Here is a 16,412-nt window from a genome sequence, read left to right as displayed (position 1 = left end):
GCCTGGGCGACACTCTCCAACCCCTTGATGATGGCCATGACGTCGAATCCCCCCGAATCCGATGGATGATCTTCCCGATTCCTCATCTACCCCTGAAGATCATTCCCACGCCTGAAGAGATACCCCCCACACGTTGAGTAACGCACCGTGCGCTATAGCTCGATAGAAGGTTCAGGAAGAGCTGGACGGATCGAGTGGCGGGAGCTCTGACATGGGCAAGCATGACGAGAAGAAGGAGCAGGACGGTCAGTGGGACAGGCCGGTCCCGCCGAAAGAGCCCAAGGACCCGCCGGGAGGCGGCAGGCACGAGAAGGGCAAGTAGGTGACCGACGCCGCGGAGTTGTCGGCCCGTCTCGTCAAGGACCTCACCAACGCCGGGGCACTCACCTCGGACTGGCGTCCGGCCTTCGAGGCGGTGCCCCGGCACCGGTTCCTCCCCGACACCGTGTGGATAGAGGACGGCGACCGCCTGCTCCCAGTGCGGCGAACCGCAGACCACGCCGCATGGCTGGCCCTGTGTTACGCCAACGAGGCGGTCATCACGCAGGTGGACGACGGTGTCCCGGCCGAACCGGGGGAGGTCGGGCAGGAGATCACGAGCTCGTCCAGCCGTCCCGACGTCGTGGCGTCGATGCTCGCGGCGCTGGAGGCCGAGCCGGGCATGAACGCGCTGGAGATAGGCACGGGCACCGGCTGGAACGCCGCGCTGCTGGCCGAACGGCTCGGGCCCGGCCGGGTGACCTCGGTGGAGGTGGACCCGGCACTGGCAGGACGCGCGCGCCGCGCCCTGCAGGAATCGGGCCACGAGATCACCGTCGTGACAGGGGACGGCGCGTCGGGTCACCCGGAGCATGCGCCGTTCGACCGGGTGATCGCCACCGTGGCGGCCGACCGCGTGCCGCCCACGTGGGCGGCCCAGACGCGTCCGGGCGGCCGGGTGCTCGTGCCGTGGACCACCGACTTCCACAATGGCGCGCTGGTGGCGTTCACCGTGAACCGGGACGCCACGATGCGCGGACGGATCGTGGGGAACGTCGCGTTCATGCGCCTGCGTGACCAGCGCGGCAAGCGGGCCCGGCTACCCCGCGACGTCACCGGCGCGCGCCGGTCGTCCACCGAACTGCACCCCTACGACGTGGTCGGCGAGTACGACGTGTCGCTCGCGGTCGGCCTCAAAGTCCCCCGCTGCAAGCTCGTCGTCCGACACCGGAGCAACGGCGCGTACACGCTCTGGCTGGTCGATCCGTGGTCGGGCTCGTGGGCCAACGTGAAGGTCGAGCCGGGCACCGAGAAGCACCCCGTCCACCAGTCAGGCGACCGCAACCTGTGGCAGGAGGTCGAAGACGCCTACCACTGGTGGGACGCCCTGGACCGTCCCACCGCCACCCGCTGGGGCCTCACCGTCACCCCCGACGCCCAACACACCTGGCTCGACACCGACGACAACCGCACCGACGGCTAAGAGCCGAACTGCCCCTCCGCCGTGCATGGTCGAGGCTCACAAGGACTCGTGCTCGCCGCCGCTGCCTTCCAAGAGTCTGCGGAGGCGTCGGACCTCGGCTATCAGCCGTGGAACGTCCCGTCGCGCGTCGGCGATGAACTGGGCGTTCTGGTCCCAGAGTCCGTCGGCCAGATCGACGTAGCGCGGCTCTTGGACGAGGGTGGCGGCCACGATCTCGCCGTGGTCGAAGTCCGGCCAGCGTTGGTTCTTTTCGCCACCGGGCACAGTGCTGACGGCCACCATGCACATCGCGTAGGTGTCATCGAGTTGCCGGACGTACCAGGGCCCCGGACTCGCCGCCTCGACACCCTCCTCGATCGAGTCGAGCTCCTCGTCCGGCAGGGGCGCATCAAGGTCCACCGCACGTTCCCTTCCGCTCGTGAGGCTCCCCGCGAGTCTGCCCAAGCCCGCCGGACGCGGCCAGGGATTAAGACGACGGTGTCCCGTAACGGCTGGTCAGGCACCGAAACCCCGTGGGGGTTGAGGGTCCGGTGCCGGTATCGTCCGGTTCAGATCAGCCGCACCAGCGGCCTGCCGTGTGTCCCAGGAAGCGATTCATATGACCAGCCGGCGAGCGACGACGACACTGTGGCGCCCGACGGGCCCCGAGGAACTGGCTCTGGTCCGTGAGTCGAACTGGCGCGCCTGGCCGCCGCGGCTCCCCGAACAGCCGATCTTCTACCCGGTCCTCAATGACAGGGGCTTCGGTCTACCAGGGATGGGCCGTACCGCCATGGGCGGCGCTGTTCAGGTTGTACGGGCGATGGCGATGAGGGACAGCGCCAAGAACACTACGACCACGATCGCGGGGATGCCGAAGGCGAGCAGGGTGGTGTGCCGCGTGCCCCATGACTCCAGGCCAGGGTGGGTCTTGGCGAACTCTTCGGCGCTGACGATCTTCGCGATCTCGTCGCAGGGCACGTCGAGCGCGCTCACCAGCCGGGCGACGTCCTCGTTCGAGTAGTAGTGGCCGGAGTACACCTTGGCGAGCAGGCCGCCCTGCGCGTCGAGGACGAACAGGATCTCGGCAGGGGTGTTCCGGCGTCCCTCGATGACGGACGCGCGCACCACGCGCGCGACGCTTCTCCGCGGGTGGCGCTGCCGCCTGAACAGACCGCGGACGAGGAGCTCCTGCCGGGTCAGGACGATCCTGGAGCGGCTGGTGTCCACGACCGCCAGGACGAACAGGACGGCGGACACCGCGCCGATGACCACGGCCGCCGTCCGGCCGAGCTCGAACACGGCGGTCGTGGCGAGGATCGGGCCGACCACCGCGATGATGGCCAGGTTGATCCAGGCCTTCCGCCTGCTCGGCCGCAGTACGAGATCACGCTGACCCTGAAGCACGGAACACCCCATCTCGGCCGTCGAACCAGGCATCACACCCATGATCGACGATCTTGGACACCCTTCGGAGTGTAAGCGCTCGCAGCCGATGGGAGCACCCGGCCGCACCGGCGGCCCTCGGGCGCGCATGCCATCCCTTGATCTGGAAGGTGTCCGAGAAGGGTGAGGCGGATGACGATTTCCGAGGTGACGGACCGGTGTTCGTTCCCCTTGGACGGTTCATCCCGCGCGTCCACCCAGTTGTGCTCGACGAGCTTCAGGAGCACGAATGAGGCCGATGTGCCGGACGGGTGCGCTGGAGCGGCCGTCAGAGGTCGTGGGTGCCGTGCTTGATGTCTTGGCTGAATGCCTGCCATGCGGCGAGCGTGAACGTGAGCTGCCCGCTGTCGGGCTTCTTACTGTCACGGACGGCCACCGCGCGGGGGAGGTGGGCTACGGCGACGCATTCCCCGTTCTTCTGGCTGCGCTTGCTGGTGCGCCAGGCAGCACAAGGGCGGTCTGAAGCTCTCATCCCCTTTCTCCTCGGAGGGGTGTCGAAGCTCGCAGGCCGCCATCTCGGACGTCCGGGCATTCGGAGGCCCCGTCATGGCGGGCGCCGTGAGCAGTTCCGGGTCAGCGTCAGATGGTGTCGGGCTGGCCATATTTGACTTGGTGGACGAGTTGGTGCCAAGCGGCGGGCTCGAGCGCGAGTACGGGGCCGGATGCGTCCTTGCTGTCGCGGACGGCCACGCAGGGGAGGGCCAACGTCACTTCAACACAAGCACCGCCCGATCCGTTGCTGCGGCTGCTCTTGCGCCATTGGGCGCGAGCGAGATCCGGTGTGGACATGCCACGCCCTTCGAGATCGGTTATGACAGGGCATCCAAGATGCTTCCAATGAAAGCCGTTGAGGCTTTGGGAGACAAGGCAGATGCTCGCAAATGGTCGATGACCCGCGCATAGCGTTCGATGTCCTCTGGCTCCCTCCAAGTACTGGCTGCTCGTCAGGTCCTCGATGTAGACGAGGCAGGTATCTCCTTCTTCGGGGAAGGTGAGGTAGGTGAACGCCGAGCCCATCGCGGCGTGCGCGCCGTGATCGAAGCGGGCGCGTTCCGGGTGTCGGACAGCCGGGCCGTCCATCGCTGGTCGGTGTGGTTCGAGATGGCCGCCGACCTGCGGTGAGGGTGTCCACTCGAACGCTTCTCCGCCGGGCGGCGGGGTGGCACCTCTTACAGCTCGGCCTGCTGGCTGCGCCTATGTATGAGGAGTGGACGAGGTGACAACGTGCCCCTGGGCGGAAGCCCAGGGGCACGTTCGTGGTCGGGTGGGTCAGCGGCGGTAGCGGCCGCCGGGTGGGGGGAGGGGAGGATCTTCGTCGGGGTGGTCGGTGGGGCCGCTGCGGTGGCGTCCGGAACCGGAGCTGTACGGATCGTCCTCCGGGACGGCGTAGCCGCCCGTGGCGTATCGGCCGGACGGCTCGTCCGGCGCCGCATAGGGGCCGGTCGTTTCGTAGCCGCCGGTCCGGCCCGGGTTTCGGCCGCCGGTTGCATAACGGCCCTGGGCGGGGGAGCCGCCTGAGGCGCGTGGGGTGTCGGGGGTGGACGGTTGGCCGTAGCCGAGGCCGATGAGGTCCTCGTCGTTCTGGTAGTAGCCGCCGCCCTCCAGCCCGTAGTTCTCCTGCTGTGCACGCCGGTGCGGCGGGACCTCGAAGGGGTCGTTGCTCGGTGGTGTCTCCACCATCGGACGGTCGTACTGCTGACGTTCGTACCGAGGCTGTGGCGGCGCTTCGAACGAGCCGTACCCGGGGGGCGGCGGCGGGGACGCGTCGAACGGCATGGGCTCGGGCGTCATCGGCGCGGGCGGCAAGGGGCCGGTTGCCTGAGGGACGAAAGGCGCAGGTGCGGGGGTCATGGGGGCGCCGGTCGGGGCGGGGACCGGGTAGGGCATGGAGATGCGGGCGGGTGGGGGCTGTTCGAGCAGCAGTTTCAGCTGGCTTCGGCGGCGTCCGTAGGCCAGGTACAGGACCATTCCCGCGGCCATCCAGATGCCGAAGTACGCCCACGTGCGCAGCTCCAGGTTCAGCATCAGCCACGCGACCAGGATGATCGTGACCACGGCCGTGAGCCGTGCCGCCGGGACGCGGAACGGGCGGTGCAGGTCGGGCTGGTCGCGCCGCAGGCGCAGGACGGACGCGGCGACGAACAGGAACGCGAACATCGTCCCGATGACGACCATGTGCTCCAGGGTCAGCACGTTGAGCGTCTGCGACATCAGGACGGCGGCGGCGCCCGCGACCAGCGTCGCCCGGGTGGGGACGCGATACCTCCCGATACTGGAGATCCGGCGGGGCAGCAGGCCGTCCCGGGACATCGAGAACAGGACGCGCGTCAGGCTGATCAGCACCACCAGGATGACCGTGGTGAGTCCCAGGACGGCCCCCACGTCCACGATCTTGCCCATCGAGCTGGCGCCGACCATGCCGAACGCGTTGCTGAGCGCGGGCTTGGCCGGGTCGAGGCTGCTGTAGGGGACCATGCCGAGCATCGTCACGGCGACGCCCACGTACAGCACGACCGCGACGCACAGCGAGGCGATCATGCCGCGCGGGATGCGGTGCGGGGCGTCGTCGGTCTCCTCGGCGGCCGTCGCGATGAGGTCGAAGCCGATGTAGGCGAACACGATCGCGGGCGTCGCGGCGAGGATGCCCCAGACGCCGAAGACGTGCGGGGACGATCCGGTGACCGCGCCGGTCAGGGCGTCCAGGACGGTCTGCGCGCTGTCGTCCGGCGCGGCCTTGGCGGGCGGGACGAACGGGGTGAGGTTGTGCGGCGCGAAGAACTTCAGGCCGGTCGCGACGAGCAGCGCGATGACGATGAGCTTCCCGAGCACCATGAACCACAGCGTCCGGATGCTCATCCGGCTGCCGATCGCGAGCATCACGACGATGAGCACCAGGATGCCGAGTGCGAAGACGTCGAAGCCCTTCGGCTGCCCGATGACGCCGCTGAGCGCGTGGGGTATCGGGACGTTGAAGTCGTGCAGCGTCTGCGTGGCGAACAGCGACCAGGCGCGCGCGATGACGGACGCGGCGAGCAGCAGCTCCAGGATCAGCGACCAGCCGACGACCCACGCCCAGACCTCGCCGAACGCGACGTAGCTGAACGAGTAGGCGCTGCCCGCGACGGGGATGATCGACGACAGTTCGGCGTAGGAGAGCGCGGCGAGCAGGCACACGATCCCGGCGACGACGAACGAGACGATCACGGCGGGGCCGGCGGTCTGCGCGGCGAGCTGTCCGGAGATCTTGAAGATCCCGGAGCCGACCATGACGCCGAGGCCGAGCACGATGAGGTCGCGCGTGCGGTACACGACGCGGAGCCGGTGGCGTCCGCCGTGCAGCTCTCCGGTCGCGCGTTCCACCGGAAGCCGCCGGAACATGTTGTTGGGCATGGCGAAGTCCCAGGTCTTAGGCGATGTTTCCCCAGGGCCTGAACCCGCGCCGCTGTTCGCGAGACAGCACTGCTGAAGCCCCAGAATTCACCACACACGGTGAGAACCGCAACGATTTGCCCGAGATTCGTGAGGCGGGACGGACCGGAGTGACCCGGGAGAACGCCGCGGCGCGGGCGGGATGGGACGTCCAGGGTCGGTCGGGACGCTGGCAATCGAACGGGATCGGTGACACGGTTGGGGGCGCCGGTTCCGGAGGAGGTCCAGTGTCGTTCCCCGCGCCGTCCCGTCGCAGCGTAGGCCCACGTCCACGCCGTGGCGCAGACCCACGTCACCGTCCCAGCGTCCGCCTGTTCGGCCTCGACGCCCGCGCGCTCGCGCGTCCCTTTCGTCCGCTGACGGGAGCCGTGTTCACGCGCGGCCGCCCGGCACTCGCCGTCACCGCCGCCGCGGCGGTCGTCGCGACGCTGGCCGCTCCCGGCCAGGCGACGGCGGCGCCCGCGCCGACGGCCCCGGCGAAGGGACACCACCCTTCCGGGGGCAAGCAGGCCGTCGCGACCGGTTACGGAGGCGCGGTCTCGACCGTCGACCTGGACGCCAGCCGCAGCGCGATCGAGGTCCTGCGCAAGGGCGGCAACGCGATGGACGCCGCCGTCGCCGCCACCGCGACCCTCGGCGTCACCGAGCCCTACGTCTCGGCGATCGGAGGCGGCGGCTTCTTCACCTACTACGACGCCCGGACTCGCCGCGTCTCCACGATCGACGGACGCGAGAAGGCCCCCAAGGCGGAGAAGGACACCTCCTTCATCGACCCGGACACCGGCAAGCCGCTGTCCTTCGACGAGGCCGTGACCAGCGGACTCTCCGTCGGCGTCCCCGGAACGGTCGCGCAGTGGGACACCGGGCTGCGCCGTTTCGGGACGCGTTCCATGGCCTCCCTGCTCCAGCCCGCGATCCGCGTCGCCGAGCACGGCTTCACCGTCGACCAGGAGTTCCAGGACCAGACCGCGACGAACGAGGCGCGGTTCCGCGACATCGTTCCCACACGCGAGCTGTTCCTGCCCGGCGGGAGGCTCCCGGCGGTCGGCTCGACGTTCCGCAACCCCGACCTCGCCCGCACCTACAAGGAGCTGGCGAAGCGCGGGCCGTCCTGGCTGTACGGCGGTGAGCTGGGCAAGGAGATCGTCCGGACCGTCCAGCATCCGCCGAAGGACCCGAACGCCACCCGCAACGTCCGTCCGGGCCTGATGGCCGACGCCGACCTGCCCGCGTACAAGCCGGTCTGGCGCGACCCGACTCACGTGAACTACAGGGGCGTGGACGTGTACGGCATGGCGCCGTCCTCGTCCGGCGGGATCACGGTCGGCGAGGCGCTGAACATCCTCGGCAACTACAAGCTCAGCCCCAAGGACCCGGTCACCGCGCTGCACTACTACCTGGAGGCGTCCAAGCTCGCGTACGCCGACCGGGGCGCCTACATCGGCGACAGCGACCACGTGAACGTCCCGATCAAGGAGCTGCTCTCGAAGGGCTTCGCCCGCGAGCGCGCCTGCCGGATCAAGCCGGACGCCGCCGCCCCCGCGCCCGTCCCGCCGGGCAGCCTGGACGGGACCCGGCCGCCCTGCGGCTCCCCGGTGAAGACCACGCAGGCGCTCACGCACGAGGGACCCCAGACCACGCACCTGGTCGTCGCCGACCGGTGGGGGAACGTCGCGTCGTACACGCTGTCGATCGAGCAGTTCGGCGGCAGCGCCCTGACCGTCCCCGGACGCGGCTTCCTCCTCAACAACGAGCTGACCGACTTCAGCTTCCAGCCGCCCGCGCCCGGTCAGCCCGCCGACCCGAACCTGCCCGGACCGGAGAAGCGCCCGCGTAGCAGCATGTCCCCGACGATCGTGCTGAAGGACGGCCGTCCGCTGCTCGCCGTCGGCAGCCCCGGCGGGTCGACGATCATCACGACCGTCCTGCAGATCCTGCTGAACCGGATCGACCTCGGCATGAACCTCCCGGACGCGCTCGCCGCGCCGCGCGCCACCCAGCGCAACACGCCGCAGGTGTTCGCCGAGCAGGCGTTCATCGACCGGTACGGTCAGGCGCTGACGGCGAAGGGGCACCAGCTGACGCTGTTCCCCGGCCCGCCGGTCGGCCAGATCGGCGCGGCGACGGGCCTGGAGTTCCTGTCGCCCGGCGTGGTCCAGGCGGTCGCCGAGCCTGTCCGCAGGCATGGCGGCAGTGCGCTGGTGGTATGGCCGACGAAGTGACCGGGAGTCGCCCGGCTACGATCGGTGCACGGGGGAAGGAGACGGTCATGGCCGACGCGTACGTCCAGGTGACCACGAGCACCGACTCGCGCGCGGAGGCGGCGGCGCTGGCGAAGTCCGCCGTCTCCGAGCGGCTGGCCGCGTGCGCCCAGCTGGTCGGCCCGGTCGCCAGCACCTACTGGTGGGAGGGCGTCATCGAGGCGGCCGAGGAGTGGATGGTGGTCTTCAAGACCACCGTCGACCGGTTCGACGAGCTGGCCAGCCTCATCACCGAGGAGCACTCCTACGACACCCCGGAGATCATCGCCACCCCGGTCGTCGCGGGCAGCATGGACTACCTCGCCTGGGTCGCCGAGCAGACCGCCTCGCCCGAGTCCGAACCCGAGCCCGAAGAAGCCTGACGCCCCGTCCGAGTCCGCGTCCGAGCCCGAGCCCGAGCCCGAGTTCGAGTCCGAAGAATCCTGACGCCCCGTCCCCGGGGTGATCGCCCGTCCGGTGTGAGTCCCGCCATATCCGGGAAATAAGTGAGTACTTGCGACACCGGTCGTGGTTACCTCGGGGGCGTGCGAGCGGCGCCGGCCGGCTCGAGGGCGGCGCGGAGAGGAGCGGGCGATGGCTTTCGACGCGCCGACCGGAGGACCCGGGCGAGGAGCGGCCGACGCGACGGCCGGAGGACCCGGCGAGGGAACGCCCGACGCGCGGGACGGCACGCGGGACGGCGCGCCCGTCGACTTCGGGTTGTTCGGGCCGGGGTCGGTCACCTGGCGGGTGATGGGCGAGCCGGTGCTGATCGTCGGCGGGATCCGCGCGCTGCTGCTCCAGGCCCTCCACCCGCACTCGATGTGGGGCACCGCGCAGAACTCCGAGCTCATGGACCCGGCCACCGCGTGGGCGCGGCTCGGCCGCACGGTCCAGTTCGTCCGGGTGCGGACGTACGGCACGCACGACGAGGTCGAACGCGTCGGACGCCGCGTCCGGAAGATCCACGCGAAGCTCACCGGCACGGACCCGCGCACCGGCGCGGTCTTCCCCGTGGACGAGCCGGAGAGCCTGCTCTGGGTGCACATGGGCGAGGTCGACTCCTACCTGGACGTCGCGCGCCGCTCCGGCGTCCCGCTGAGCCGCGCCGACGCCGACCGCTTCGTGGACGAGCAGCGCCGCGCCGCCGCCGTCGTCGGCCTCGACCCGGCGGACGTCCCGTCCTCGGTGGCGGAGATGCGCGACTACTACACCGACATGCGTCGCCGCGTCTGGGCCTGCGACGAGGCGAAGGACGGGTTCCGCCGCATGTTCAACCCGGCGCTGCCGAGCAGGCTCATGCCCCTGAAGCTCGCCGCGCCCGCCCTCGGCGTCCTCGTCGCGTCCACCCTCCCGCGCTGGGCGCGCCGCAAGTACGGCCTGCCGGGCCTGCCCACGTCCGACCTCGCCGCGACCCTCGCGCTCAAGGGCCTCTACCGGACGACCCGGGTCGTCCCCGAGCGCTACCGGTACAGCCCCGACGCGCGCCGGGCCCGGGAGCTCACGCGCGAACTCGGCTCCGCCCCGTCCACCTGGGCCATCGCGTCCTAGCGTCCTGGTCAGGCCGCCGGAGGAGCGGGGGCGGCGTCGTCCTGGGTGCGGCGGCCCCGGTGGGGGAGCAGGAGCGCGGGGACGATCAGCGCCGCGCCGAGGACGAGGGCCACCCAGAACGTGGTGGAGAAGGCCGTGGCCAGGTGCGGGGCGAGCAGCGGGCGGAGCGCCTCCGGAATGCCGCCGCCCAGCGTGTTCCCGCCGGACGCGCCGCGCGCGGCGGCCGGGATGTTCGCGGTGAGCTGCTGGGACAGGACGACGGCGAGCAGTGCCGTGCCGAACGATCCGCCCAGCTGGACGACGATGTTGAGCGCGCTGGTGGCGCGGGGCACGGCCGTCCGTTCGAGGGTGGCGACGGCCGCGGACATGGACGGCATCATGGTCGCGCCGATGCCGAGCCCGCGGACGAACATGGCGGAGCCCAGCAGCCAGTAGGACGTCTCCGCGTGGAGCTGGGTGAACGGGATGGTCCCGAGTGTCAGGACGATGATCCCGAACGGGACGACGCGGCCCGCGCCGAGCCGGTCGGTGAGGACTCCGGCGAGGGGCATGGACACGGCCGCGCCGATGCCCTGCGGGGCCATGAGCAGCCCGGCGTCGAGCGCGCCCTGGCCGCGTCCGAGTTGGTAGTAGAGCGGGATCAGCAGCATGGAGCCGAGCAGGACGGTGCCGACGAGGAACGCCACGGCGGACGCGGTCGCGTACGTCCGGTTCCGGTAGAGGCGGACGTCGATCAGCGCGCGGTCGCCGCGCCGCGCGCCGTGCACGACGAACGCCGCGACCAGCAGGGCCCCGGCGATCAGCCAGGCGAGGGTGTCCGGGTTGCCGAACCCGCCGTTCCCGCTCGCCGTCGACAGCCCGTAGATCAGCAGGACGAACCCGGGCGACAGCAGCAGCATGCCGCGGACGTCGAGGGTCGCGCCGTCCTCCCGGGGCCGTCCGCGGGGGACCTTCCACCAGGCCAGCAGCAGCGCGACGATTCCGACCGGCAGGTTCACGAAGAAGATCCACCGCCAGTCCGCGCGCTGGACGAGGTAGCCGCCGACGACGGGCCCGAACACCGGGCCGAGCAGCATCGGGACGCCGACGATGCTCATGACGCGGCCCATCCGGCGGGGCCCGGCGGCCAGGGTGAGGATCGCCATCCCGGTCGGCATCAGCATGCCGCCGCCGAGGCCCTGGAGCACGCGGAACGTGATCAGCGAGCCGATGTTCCAGGACAGTCCGGCCAGCGCGGACCCCAGGACGAACAGGACGATCGACGTCATCCAGACGCGGCGAGCGCCGAACCGGTCGATGGCCCAGCCGGTCAGCGGGATGACCATGGCGAGGGCGAGCAGGTACCCGGTGACGACCCACTGGATCGTGCCGAGGCCCGCGTGGAAGTCCTCGCCGAGGGTGCGCAGCGCGACGTTGACGATCGTCGTGTCGAGGATCGCCATGACGGTGCCGCAGACCACCACCAGGCCCAGCACGATGGTCCGCCGGTCGAGCCGGTCGCCCGGCGGCGCGGCGGGCACCCCTCCGGACGCCCCCTCGGACTCCCCTCGGGAGGGCGTGCCCGAGCGGGCGCCGGACGGGGCGCCGGGCGTGGTGCCGGGCTTGTCGTCGGGTCGCGCGGCGCCGGTCAGCCGGTCTTCGGCCATGGCGGAAGGCCCCCTGGTCGGGCCCGGGGCGTCCCGGGACCCGTCGAAGTTCACGCTCGTTTCAGAGCATCACGGCATATGCCGAACTTCAAGGGATGTTTCGCCTGCTCAAGGGTGAAAAAGGTAAAGCCGGTCAGCCGCGTCGCATGATGCGGCCGACGGCGGCCATCAGCTCCGTCGACATCTCCTCGGACTTGCCCTCGTGTGACCCCTCGGTCACACAGTGTCGGACGTGTCCGTCCAGTAGTCCGAGGGCCACCTTGTCCAGGGCGGCCTGGATCGCGCTGATCTGGGTGAGGATGTCGATGCAGTAGCGGTCATCCTCGACCATGCGCTCGATGCCGCGCACCTGGCCTTCGATACGGCGAAGCCTGGTGCCCAGCTGGTCCTTGGTGGCGGTGTAGCCGCGCGTCGGAGTCTCGCTCGTCGCCATCTCGTCCTCACAGTCGCCGGCGGGTGCGGGGGTTCGGCCACGATACCCCCCGGGGGATACCCCCCGAGGGGTATCCTACCCGCTACTTCGGGGGCACGTTCCAGGTCGTGATCACGGGACGCCCGTGCTCGGTGCCGAGGGTCGAGACCGTCCCGGTGGCCAGGGCGAACAGCCGCCCCTCGGACGGGTCCAGGCCCAGCCAGCGGGCGGTGAGGACGCGCAGCACGTGCCCGTGCGCGACCAGCACCACGTCCCCCTCGGCCAGCAGCGGCCGGACCCGGGTCAGGACGTCGTCGGCGCGCTTGCCGACCTGCCCGACCGTCTCGCCCGGATGCTCGGCGTCGCCGGGGATCACGCCGTCGTCCCAGAGGTACCAGCCCGGCCGGGTCGTCCGGATCTCGTCGCTGGTGATCCCCTCGTAGCCGCCGTAGTCCCACTCCCACAGGTCGGGGTCGGTCCCGTCCACCGTGAGGCCGGCGAGCGCGGCGGTGCGCCGCGCCCGCTCGGCCGGGCTCGAGACGACCCGCACCGGGTCGATGCCCGCCAAGGCCGGGACCAGGGCGCGCGCCTGCTCCTCGCCCCTCGCGGTCAGCGGGATGTCGGTGCGGCCCGTGTGCCGCCGGTCCCGGCTCCATTCGGTCTCACCATGCCGAAGGATGATCAGTTCCCCCATAAGGGACAGCCTAGGGGTCAGACGGAGGCGAGCCACAGGTCGGGGCCGAAGACCTCGTAGTGGATCGCCGACGCCGGGACGCCCGCGTCGAGCAGCTGCGCCCGGACGGCCCGCATGAACGGCAGCGGGCCGCACAGGTAGGCGCGCAGGCCGTCCGGCAGCGCGACGCCGGACAGGTCCACCCGGCCCGTGCGGTCGGCCGGCCACGGCTGCTCCGGCGCCTCGTACCAGGTCAGGCCGGTGCCGTCGGCGAGCTTGCCGAGCAGCCGCGCCCGCTCGTCCCGCAGCGCGTGCGCGGCGTGCGTCCGGTCGCCGTGGACGGAGATCACCGGGGCCTGGTGCCCGTCGTCGACGAGCTGCTTGAGCATCGCGACGATCGGGGTGCAGCCGATGCCCGCCGACGCGAGCAGGACGGGGCCGTCCGCGTCGTCCAGGACCAGGTCGCCGTACGGCGCGGAGAGCTCCAGCGTGTCCCCGGCGCGGACGGTGTCGTGCAGGCGGTTGGAGACCTCGCCCGCCGGGTCGCCCTCGTCGCGCTTCACGGTGATCGTCCGCTCCCGCGCCCCGGGGGCGTCGGTCAGGCTGTACTGGCGGATCTGGCGCGCGCCGTCCGCCAGCGGCACCCGCGCCGACACGTACTGGCCCGCCCGGAACGGCGCGACCTCGGCGCCGTCCGCCGGACGCAGCCGGAACGTCGCGGTGGCCTCGGTCTCCTCGACGCGCTCGGCGACGACCCACGGCCGCCAGGTGTCGCCGGACACCGCGCCCTGCTCGGCGTACAGCCGCCGCTCGATCTCGATGAGCGCGTTCGCCATCAGCCAGTACACCTCGGTCCAGGTGGCGGCGACCTCCTCGGTGACCGCGTCGCCGAGCACCTCGGCGATCGCGGCGAACAGGTGCTCGTGGACGATCGGGTACTGCTCCGGCAGGACGCCGAGGGACGCGTGCTTGTGCGCGATCCGGCTCAGCATCGCGTCGGGGCGGACGTCCGGGTGCTCCACGAGCGCGGTCGCGAACGCCGCGATCGACCCGGCCAGGGCCTGCCGCTGCGTCCCGGCGGCCTGGTTGCCCCGGTTGAACAGGTCGCGCAGCAGCTCGGGGTGCGCGGCGAACAGCCGCTTGTAGAACACGTCGGTGATGGTGCCGATCGCGCCGCCGACGACGGGGAGCGTGGCACGGACGACCTCGGTGGACCGGGGCGAGAGCATGGGCGTCTCCAAATTGGTATTTGATCTACTGATTTAACGGCGGACGGGGGCCCGGAGGGAGGGGGGGGAAGATCGCCTACCCGGAGGGCGGGCGTCCGACGAGCCCGAGCAGGACCGGGCCGGTCGGCGGCGCGACCAGGTCGGCGAGCGTGACCTCGTCGAGCGAGGCGAAGAACGCCTCCTGCGCCCGCCGGAGCGCGGACCGCAGCCGGCACGCCTGCCGGAGCGGGCAGGGCACGTCGCCCTCGCACTCGACGACGTCCCCGGCCCCTTCCAGGTCGCGGACGAGCCGTCCGACCGACGCGGTGCGGCCCGTGTCGGTCAGGCTGAGCCCGCCGCCGCGTCCGCGCCGCGTCTCGACCACGCCCATCCGCTGGAGCCGTGCCACCACCTTGGCGAGGTGGTTGTACGGGACGCGCATCTCGTCGGCGATCCGCCGGGCCGTGCTCGGCTCGGGATCGGTCGCCGCGAGGCTCATCACCACGCGGAGCGCGAGGTCGGTCGCCTTCGTCAGCCGCATGACCCCAGCGTAGGAGAACTCGCATCCCAGATGCGCCTTTTGCGCCCGTGCGTGCGGTCACATGACCATCCGCGACCACCCGGCCACACGCCGCGCGCACCCGGACACGCCGCACCCGCGCATACATGCCGCACCCGCGCATACGTGCCACACCTGCGCATACGTGCCACACCGGTGCGGACCCGTGCCGCACCCGCGCGGACGTGCCGCACCCGCGCGGACGTGCCAGGTTCCGCGTTCGCCCGGACGCGCGACGGCCCGCGGCCGGGCCTTCTGCGGGGAAGGCGGCGGACGCGGGCCGTCGGGCGTGTGCGGGAGGGCGTCAGGCGAGGACGGACTCCAGGGTCACGTGGCTCATGCCGTGCGCCTCGGCGACGTGGTCGTAGACCAGGTTGCCCGCGTGGGTGTTGAGGCCGCGGGCGAGCGCCGGGTCGGCGAGCAGGGCGTCCTTCCAGCCCTTGTTCGCGATGGCGACCGCGTAGGGGAGCGTCACGTTGGTGAGGGCGTGGGTGGAGGTGTTCGGCACCGAGCCCGGCATGTTCGCGACGCAGTAGAAGACCGACTCGTGCACCTTGAAGGTGGGGTCGGCGTGCGTGGTCGGACGCGAGTCCTCGAAGCAGCCGCCCTGGTCGATCGCGATGTCGACCAGCACCGAGCCCGGCTTCATGTGCGCGACCAGCGCGTTGGAGACCAGCTTGGGCGCCACGGCGCCGGGGATCAGCACCGCGCCGATCACCAGGTCGGCGGCCCGGCACTCCTGCTCGATCGTGTACGCGTTGGAGACCAGGGTCTTGAGGCGGCCCTGGTAGATCGCGTCGATCTGGCGGAGCCGGTCGACGTTGACGTCGAGGATGGTGACGTCCGCGCCCATGCCGACCGCGATCTGCGCCGCGTTCAGGCCGGACACGCCGCCGCCGATGACGACGACCTTGGCCGGGGCGACGCCCGGGACGCCGCCGGGCAGCACGCCGCGGCCGCCGTTGAAGCGCATGAGGTTGTACGCGCCGACCTGCGGGGCGAGCCGGCCCGCGACCTCCGACATGGGGGCGAGCAGCGGCAGCGACCGGTCGGCCAGCTGGACGGTCTCGTAGGCGATCGCGGTGACGCCCGCCGACAGCAGCGCGTCGGTGCACTCGCGCGACGCGGCCAGGTGCAGGTAGGTGAACAGGGTCTGGCCCTGCCGCATGCGGTGGTACTCGGCGGCGATGGGCTCCTTGACCTTGAGGATCAGGTCGCCCTCGGCCCACACCTCGTCGGCGCTCTCCAGGATCTTGGCCCCGGCCGAGGTGTAGTCGTCGTCGAGGATCGCCGAACCCTCGCCGGCGCCGCGCTCCACGAACACCTCGTGGCCGTGCCGGGTCAGTTCGTGCACCCCGGCGGGAGTGATGGCGACGCGGTATTCATGGTTCTTGATCTCGCGAGGAACGCCGACCTTCATCTTGCCCTCCGTCAACGCTGACAGGTTGTGACCAGCTGGTATGCCTCAAGGGTGAGGCCAGCCGACCACTGACTGCCACGTCCAGTCTGTATAGTCATTCCCGCATTGGCTGACAGTATGTAAAGGTCAAAGAGGCGGGCTGTGAGCCGGGTTCAGCGGTGCGGTCCACGGGGCGGCAGCCACTCGTCGGCGACGGCCACGGTGAGGCGTTCCAGGAGGGGGCCCGCGGCGTTCGGCGTCCGGGCGAGCGCCGGGTCGATGTCGGTGAGCGCGTAGACGGCCTGGATCCGGGCGCGGCGGAGGCGCTCGCCGGTGAGTCCGCGCCGTCCGACGACGGCGACCGCGGGGACGCCCGCCCGCGCGGCGGCCCGCGCCACCGACGCGGCG

The 16,412-nt window shown here is 71.2% G+C and carries 14 protein-coding genes and 3 pseudogenes; 5 read left to right on the top strand and 12 right to left on the bottom strand.

Annotated features, from left to right (window positions below):
• The first annotated feature begins 322 nt into the window (after nt 1-322).
• A complete protein-coding gene (locus tag EBO15_RS39070; RefSeq protein ID WP_122199512.1) occupies nt 323-1,462 on the top strand; it encodes a methyltransferase domain-containing protein in 1,140 nt (379 codons plus the stop codon).
• A gap of 36 nt (nt 1,463-1,498) precedes the next feature.
• Here EBO15_RS39070 and EBO15_RS39065 read toward each other — a convergent pair whose 3' ends face one another.
• The gene (locus EBO15_RS39065) at nt 1,499-1,861 is read right to left on the bottom strand and encodes a hypothetical protein (RefSeq protein ID WP_122199511.1); all 363 of its coding nucleotides are present in this window, start codon (nt 1,859-1,861) and stop codon (nt 1,499-1,501) included.
• A gap of 199 nt (nt 1,862-2,060) precedes the next feature.
• Here EBO15_RS39065 and EBO15_RS46595 point away from each other — a divergent pair.
• Nucleotides 2,061-2,198: pseudogene (locus EBO15_RS46595) on the top strand (ADP-ribosylation/crystallin J1); the annotation flags it as partial.
• A gap of 50 nt (nt 2,199-2,248) precedes the next feature.
• Here EBO15_RS46595 and EBO15_RS45580 read toward each other — a convergent pair.
• From EBO15_RS45580 to EBO15_RS39040, 4 genes and pseudogenes are all read right to left on the bottom strand, one after another.
• The gene (locus EBO15_RS45580) at nt 2,249-2,881 is read right to left on the bottom strand and encodes a hypothetical protein (RefSeq protein ID WP_199745103.1); all 633 of its coding nucleotides are present in this window, start codon (nt 2,879-2,881) and stop codon (nt 2,249-2,251) included.
• 274 nt (nt 2,882-3,155) lie between these two features.
• Nucleotides 3,156-3,275 (bottom strand): annotated as a pseudogene (locus tag EBO15_RS47435) (DUF397 domain-containing protein); the annotation flags it as partial.
• A gap of 191 nt (nt 3,276-3,466) precedes the next feature.
• Entirely contained in the window at nt 3,467-3,904 is a 438-nt protein-coding gene (locus EBO15_RS47510) for a DUF397 domain-containing protein (protein ID WP_233616768.1), read from the bottom strand.
• A 252-nt stretch (nt 3,905-4,156) separates the two neighbouring features.
• Entirely contained in the window at nt 4,157-6,277 is a 2,121-nt protein-coding gene (locus tag EBO15_RS39040) for an APC family permease (protein ID WP_233616767.1), read from the bottom strand.
• Nucleotides 6,278-6,684: 407 nt separating this feature from the next.
• Between EBO15_RS39040 and ggt the strand changes: the two genes are divergently transcribed.
• The 3 genes from ggt (at nt 6,685) to EBO15_RS39025 (ending at nt 10,107) form a co-directional block, all read left to right on the top strand.
• Nucleotides 6,685-8,538: a gamma-glutamyltransferase gene (gene ggt, locus EBO15_RS39035; protein ID WP_233616766.1), complete on the top strand. Its 1,854-nt coding sequence runs from the start codon at nt 6,685-6,687 to the stop codon at nt 8,536-8,538.
• Between the two features lie 47 nt (nt 8,539-8,585).
• Nucleotides 8,586-8,939, top strand: coding sequence for a divalent-cation tolerance protein CutA (cutA, locus tag EBO15_RS39030; protein ID WP_122199505.1), 354 nt, complete (start codon nt 8,586-8,588; stop codon nt 8,937-8,939).
• Nucleotides 8,940-9,150: 211 nt separating this feature from the next.
• Entirely contained in the window at nt 9,151-10,107 is a 957-nt protein-coding gene (locus EBO15_RS39025) for an oxygenase MpaB family protein (protein WP_122199504.1), read from the top strand.
• An 8-nt stretch (nt 10,108-10,115) separates the two neighbouring features.
• Here EBO15_RS39025 and EBO15_RS39020 read toward each other — a convergent pair whose 3' ends face one another.
• From EBO15_RS39020 to EBO15_RS38990, 7 genes and pseudogenes are all read right to left on the bottom strand, one after another.
• Complete coding sequence (locus tag EBO15_RS39020; protein WP_122199503.1) at nt 10,116-11,753, bottom strand: DHA2 family efflux MFS transporter permease subunit; 1,638 nt, start codon at nt 11,751-11,753, stop codon at nt 10,116-10,118.
• Nucleotides 11,754-11,886: 133 nt separating this feature from the next.
• Nucleotides 11,887-12,186: a metal-sensitive transcriptional regulator gene (locus EBO15_RS39015; RefSeq protein ID WP_122199502.1), complete on the bottom strand. Its 300-nt coding sequence runs from the start codon at nt 12,184-12,186 to the stop codon at nt 11,887-11,889.
• Nucleotides 12,187-12,268: 82 nt separating this feature from the next.
• Nucleotides 12,269-12,859, bottom strand: a complete 591-nt coding sequence (locus EBO15_RS39010) for a histidine phosphatase family protein (protein ID WP_122199501.1) — start codon at nt 12,857-12,859, stop codon at nt 12,269-12,271.
• A 17-nt stretch (nt 12,860-12,876) separates the two neighbouring features.
• Nucleotides 12,877-14,067 (bottom strand): globin domain-containing protein, encoded by a 1,191-nt coding sequence (locus EBO15_RS39005; RefSeq protein ID WP_122199500.1) that lies wholly within the window; start codon nt 14,065-14,067, stop codon nt 12,877-12,879.
• 76 nt (nt 14,068-14,143) lie between these two features.
• Nucleotides 14,144-14,587, bottom strand: coding sequence for an RrF2 family transcriptional regulator (locus EBO15_RS39000; protein WP_122199499.1), 444 nt, complete (start codon nt 14,585-14,587; stop codon nt 14,144-14,146).
• Nucleotides 14,588-14,909: 322 nt separating this feature from the next.
• Nucleotides 14,910-16,025 (bottom strand): alanine dehydrogenase, encoded by a 1,116-nt coding sequence (gene ald / locus EBO15_RS38995; RefSeq protein ID WP_122199498.1) that lies wholly within the window; start codon nt 16,023-16,025, stop codon nt 14,910-14,912.
• Nucleotides 16,026-16,177: 152 nt separating this feature from the next.
• Nucleotides 16,178-16,412: pseudogene (locus EBO15_RS38990) on the bottom strand (glycerate kinase); the annotation flags it as partial.

It is taken from the genome of Actinomadura harenae (genome assembly GCF_003696215.1).
Lineage (GTDB): Bacteria > Actinomycetota > Actinomycetes > Streptosporangiales > Streptosporangiaceae > Spirillospora > Spirillospora harenae.
Note: the sequence above shows the minus strand (reverse complement) of the source record. Positions and strands in the feature narration are given on the sequence as shown.

Coding starts and splice junctions, on each gene's coding strand:
- EBO15_RS45580 (WP_199745103.1), bottom strand. CDS start 2,881: ATGCCTGGTTCGACGGCCGAGATGGGGTGTTCCGTGCTTCAGGGTCAG.
- EBO15_RS39025 (WP_122199504.1), top strand. CDS start 9,151: ATGGCTTTCGACGCGCCGACCGGAGGACCCGGGCGAGGAGCGGCCGAC.
- EBO15_RS39010 (WP_122199501.1), bottom strand. CDS start 12,859: ATGGGGGAACTGATCATCCTTCGGCATGGTGAGACCGAATGGAGCCGG.
- EBO15_RS39000 (WP_122199499.1), bottom strand. CDS start 14,587: ATGCGGCTGACGAAGGCGACCGACCTCGCGCTCCGCGTGGTGATGAGC.
- ald (WP_122199498.1), bottom strand. CDS start 16,025: ATGAAGGTCGGCGTTCCTCGCGAGATCAAGAACCATGAATACCGCGTC.
- EBO15_RS39005 (WP_122199500.1), bottom strand. CDS start 14,067: ATGCTCTCGCCCCGGTCCACCGAGGTCGTCCGTGCCACGCTCCCCGTC.
- EBO15_RS39015 (WP_122199502.1), bottom strand. CDS start 12,186: ATGGCGACGAGCGAGACTCCGACGCGCGGCTACACCGCCACCAAGGAC.
- EBO15_RS47510 (WP_233616768.1), bottom strand. CDS start 3,904: ATGGGCTCGGCGTTCACCTACCTCACCTTCCCCGAAGAAGGAGATACC.
- cutA (WP_122199505.1), top strand. CDS start 8,586: ATGGCCGACGCGTACGTCCAGGTGACCACGAGCACCGACTCGCGCGCG.
- EBO15_RS39020 (WP_122199503.1), bottom strand. CDS start 11,753: ATGGCCGAAGACCGGCTGACCGGCGCCGCGCGACCCGACGACAAGCCC.
- EBO15_RS39040 (WP_233616767.1), bottom strand. CDS start 6,277: ATGCCCAACAACATGTTCCGGCGGCTTCCGGTGGAACGCGCGACCGGA.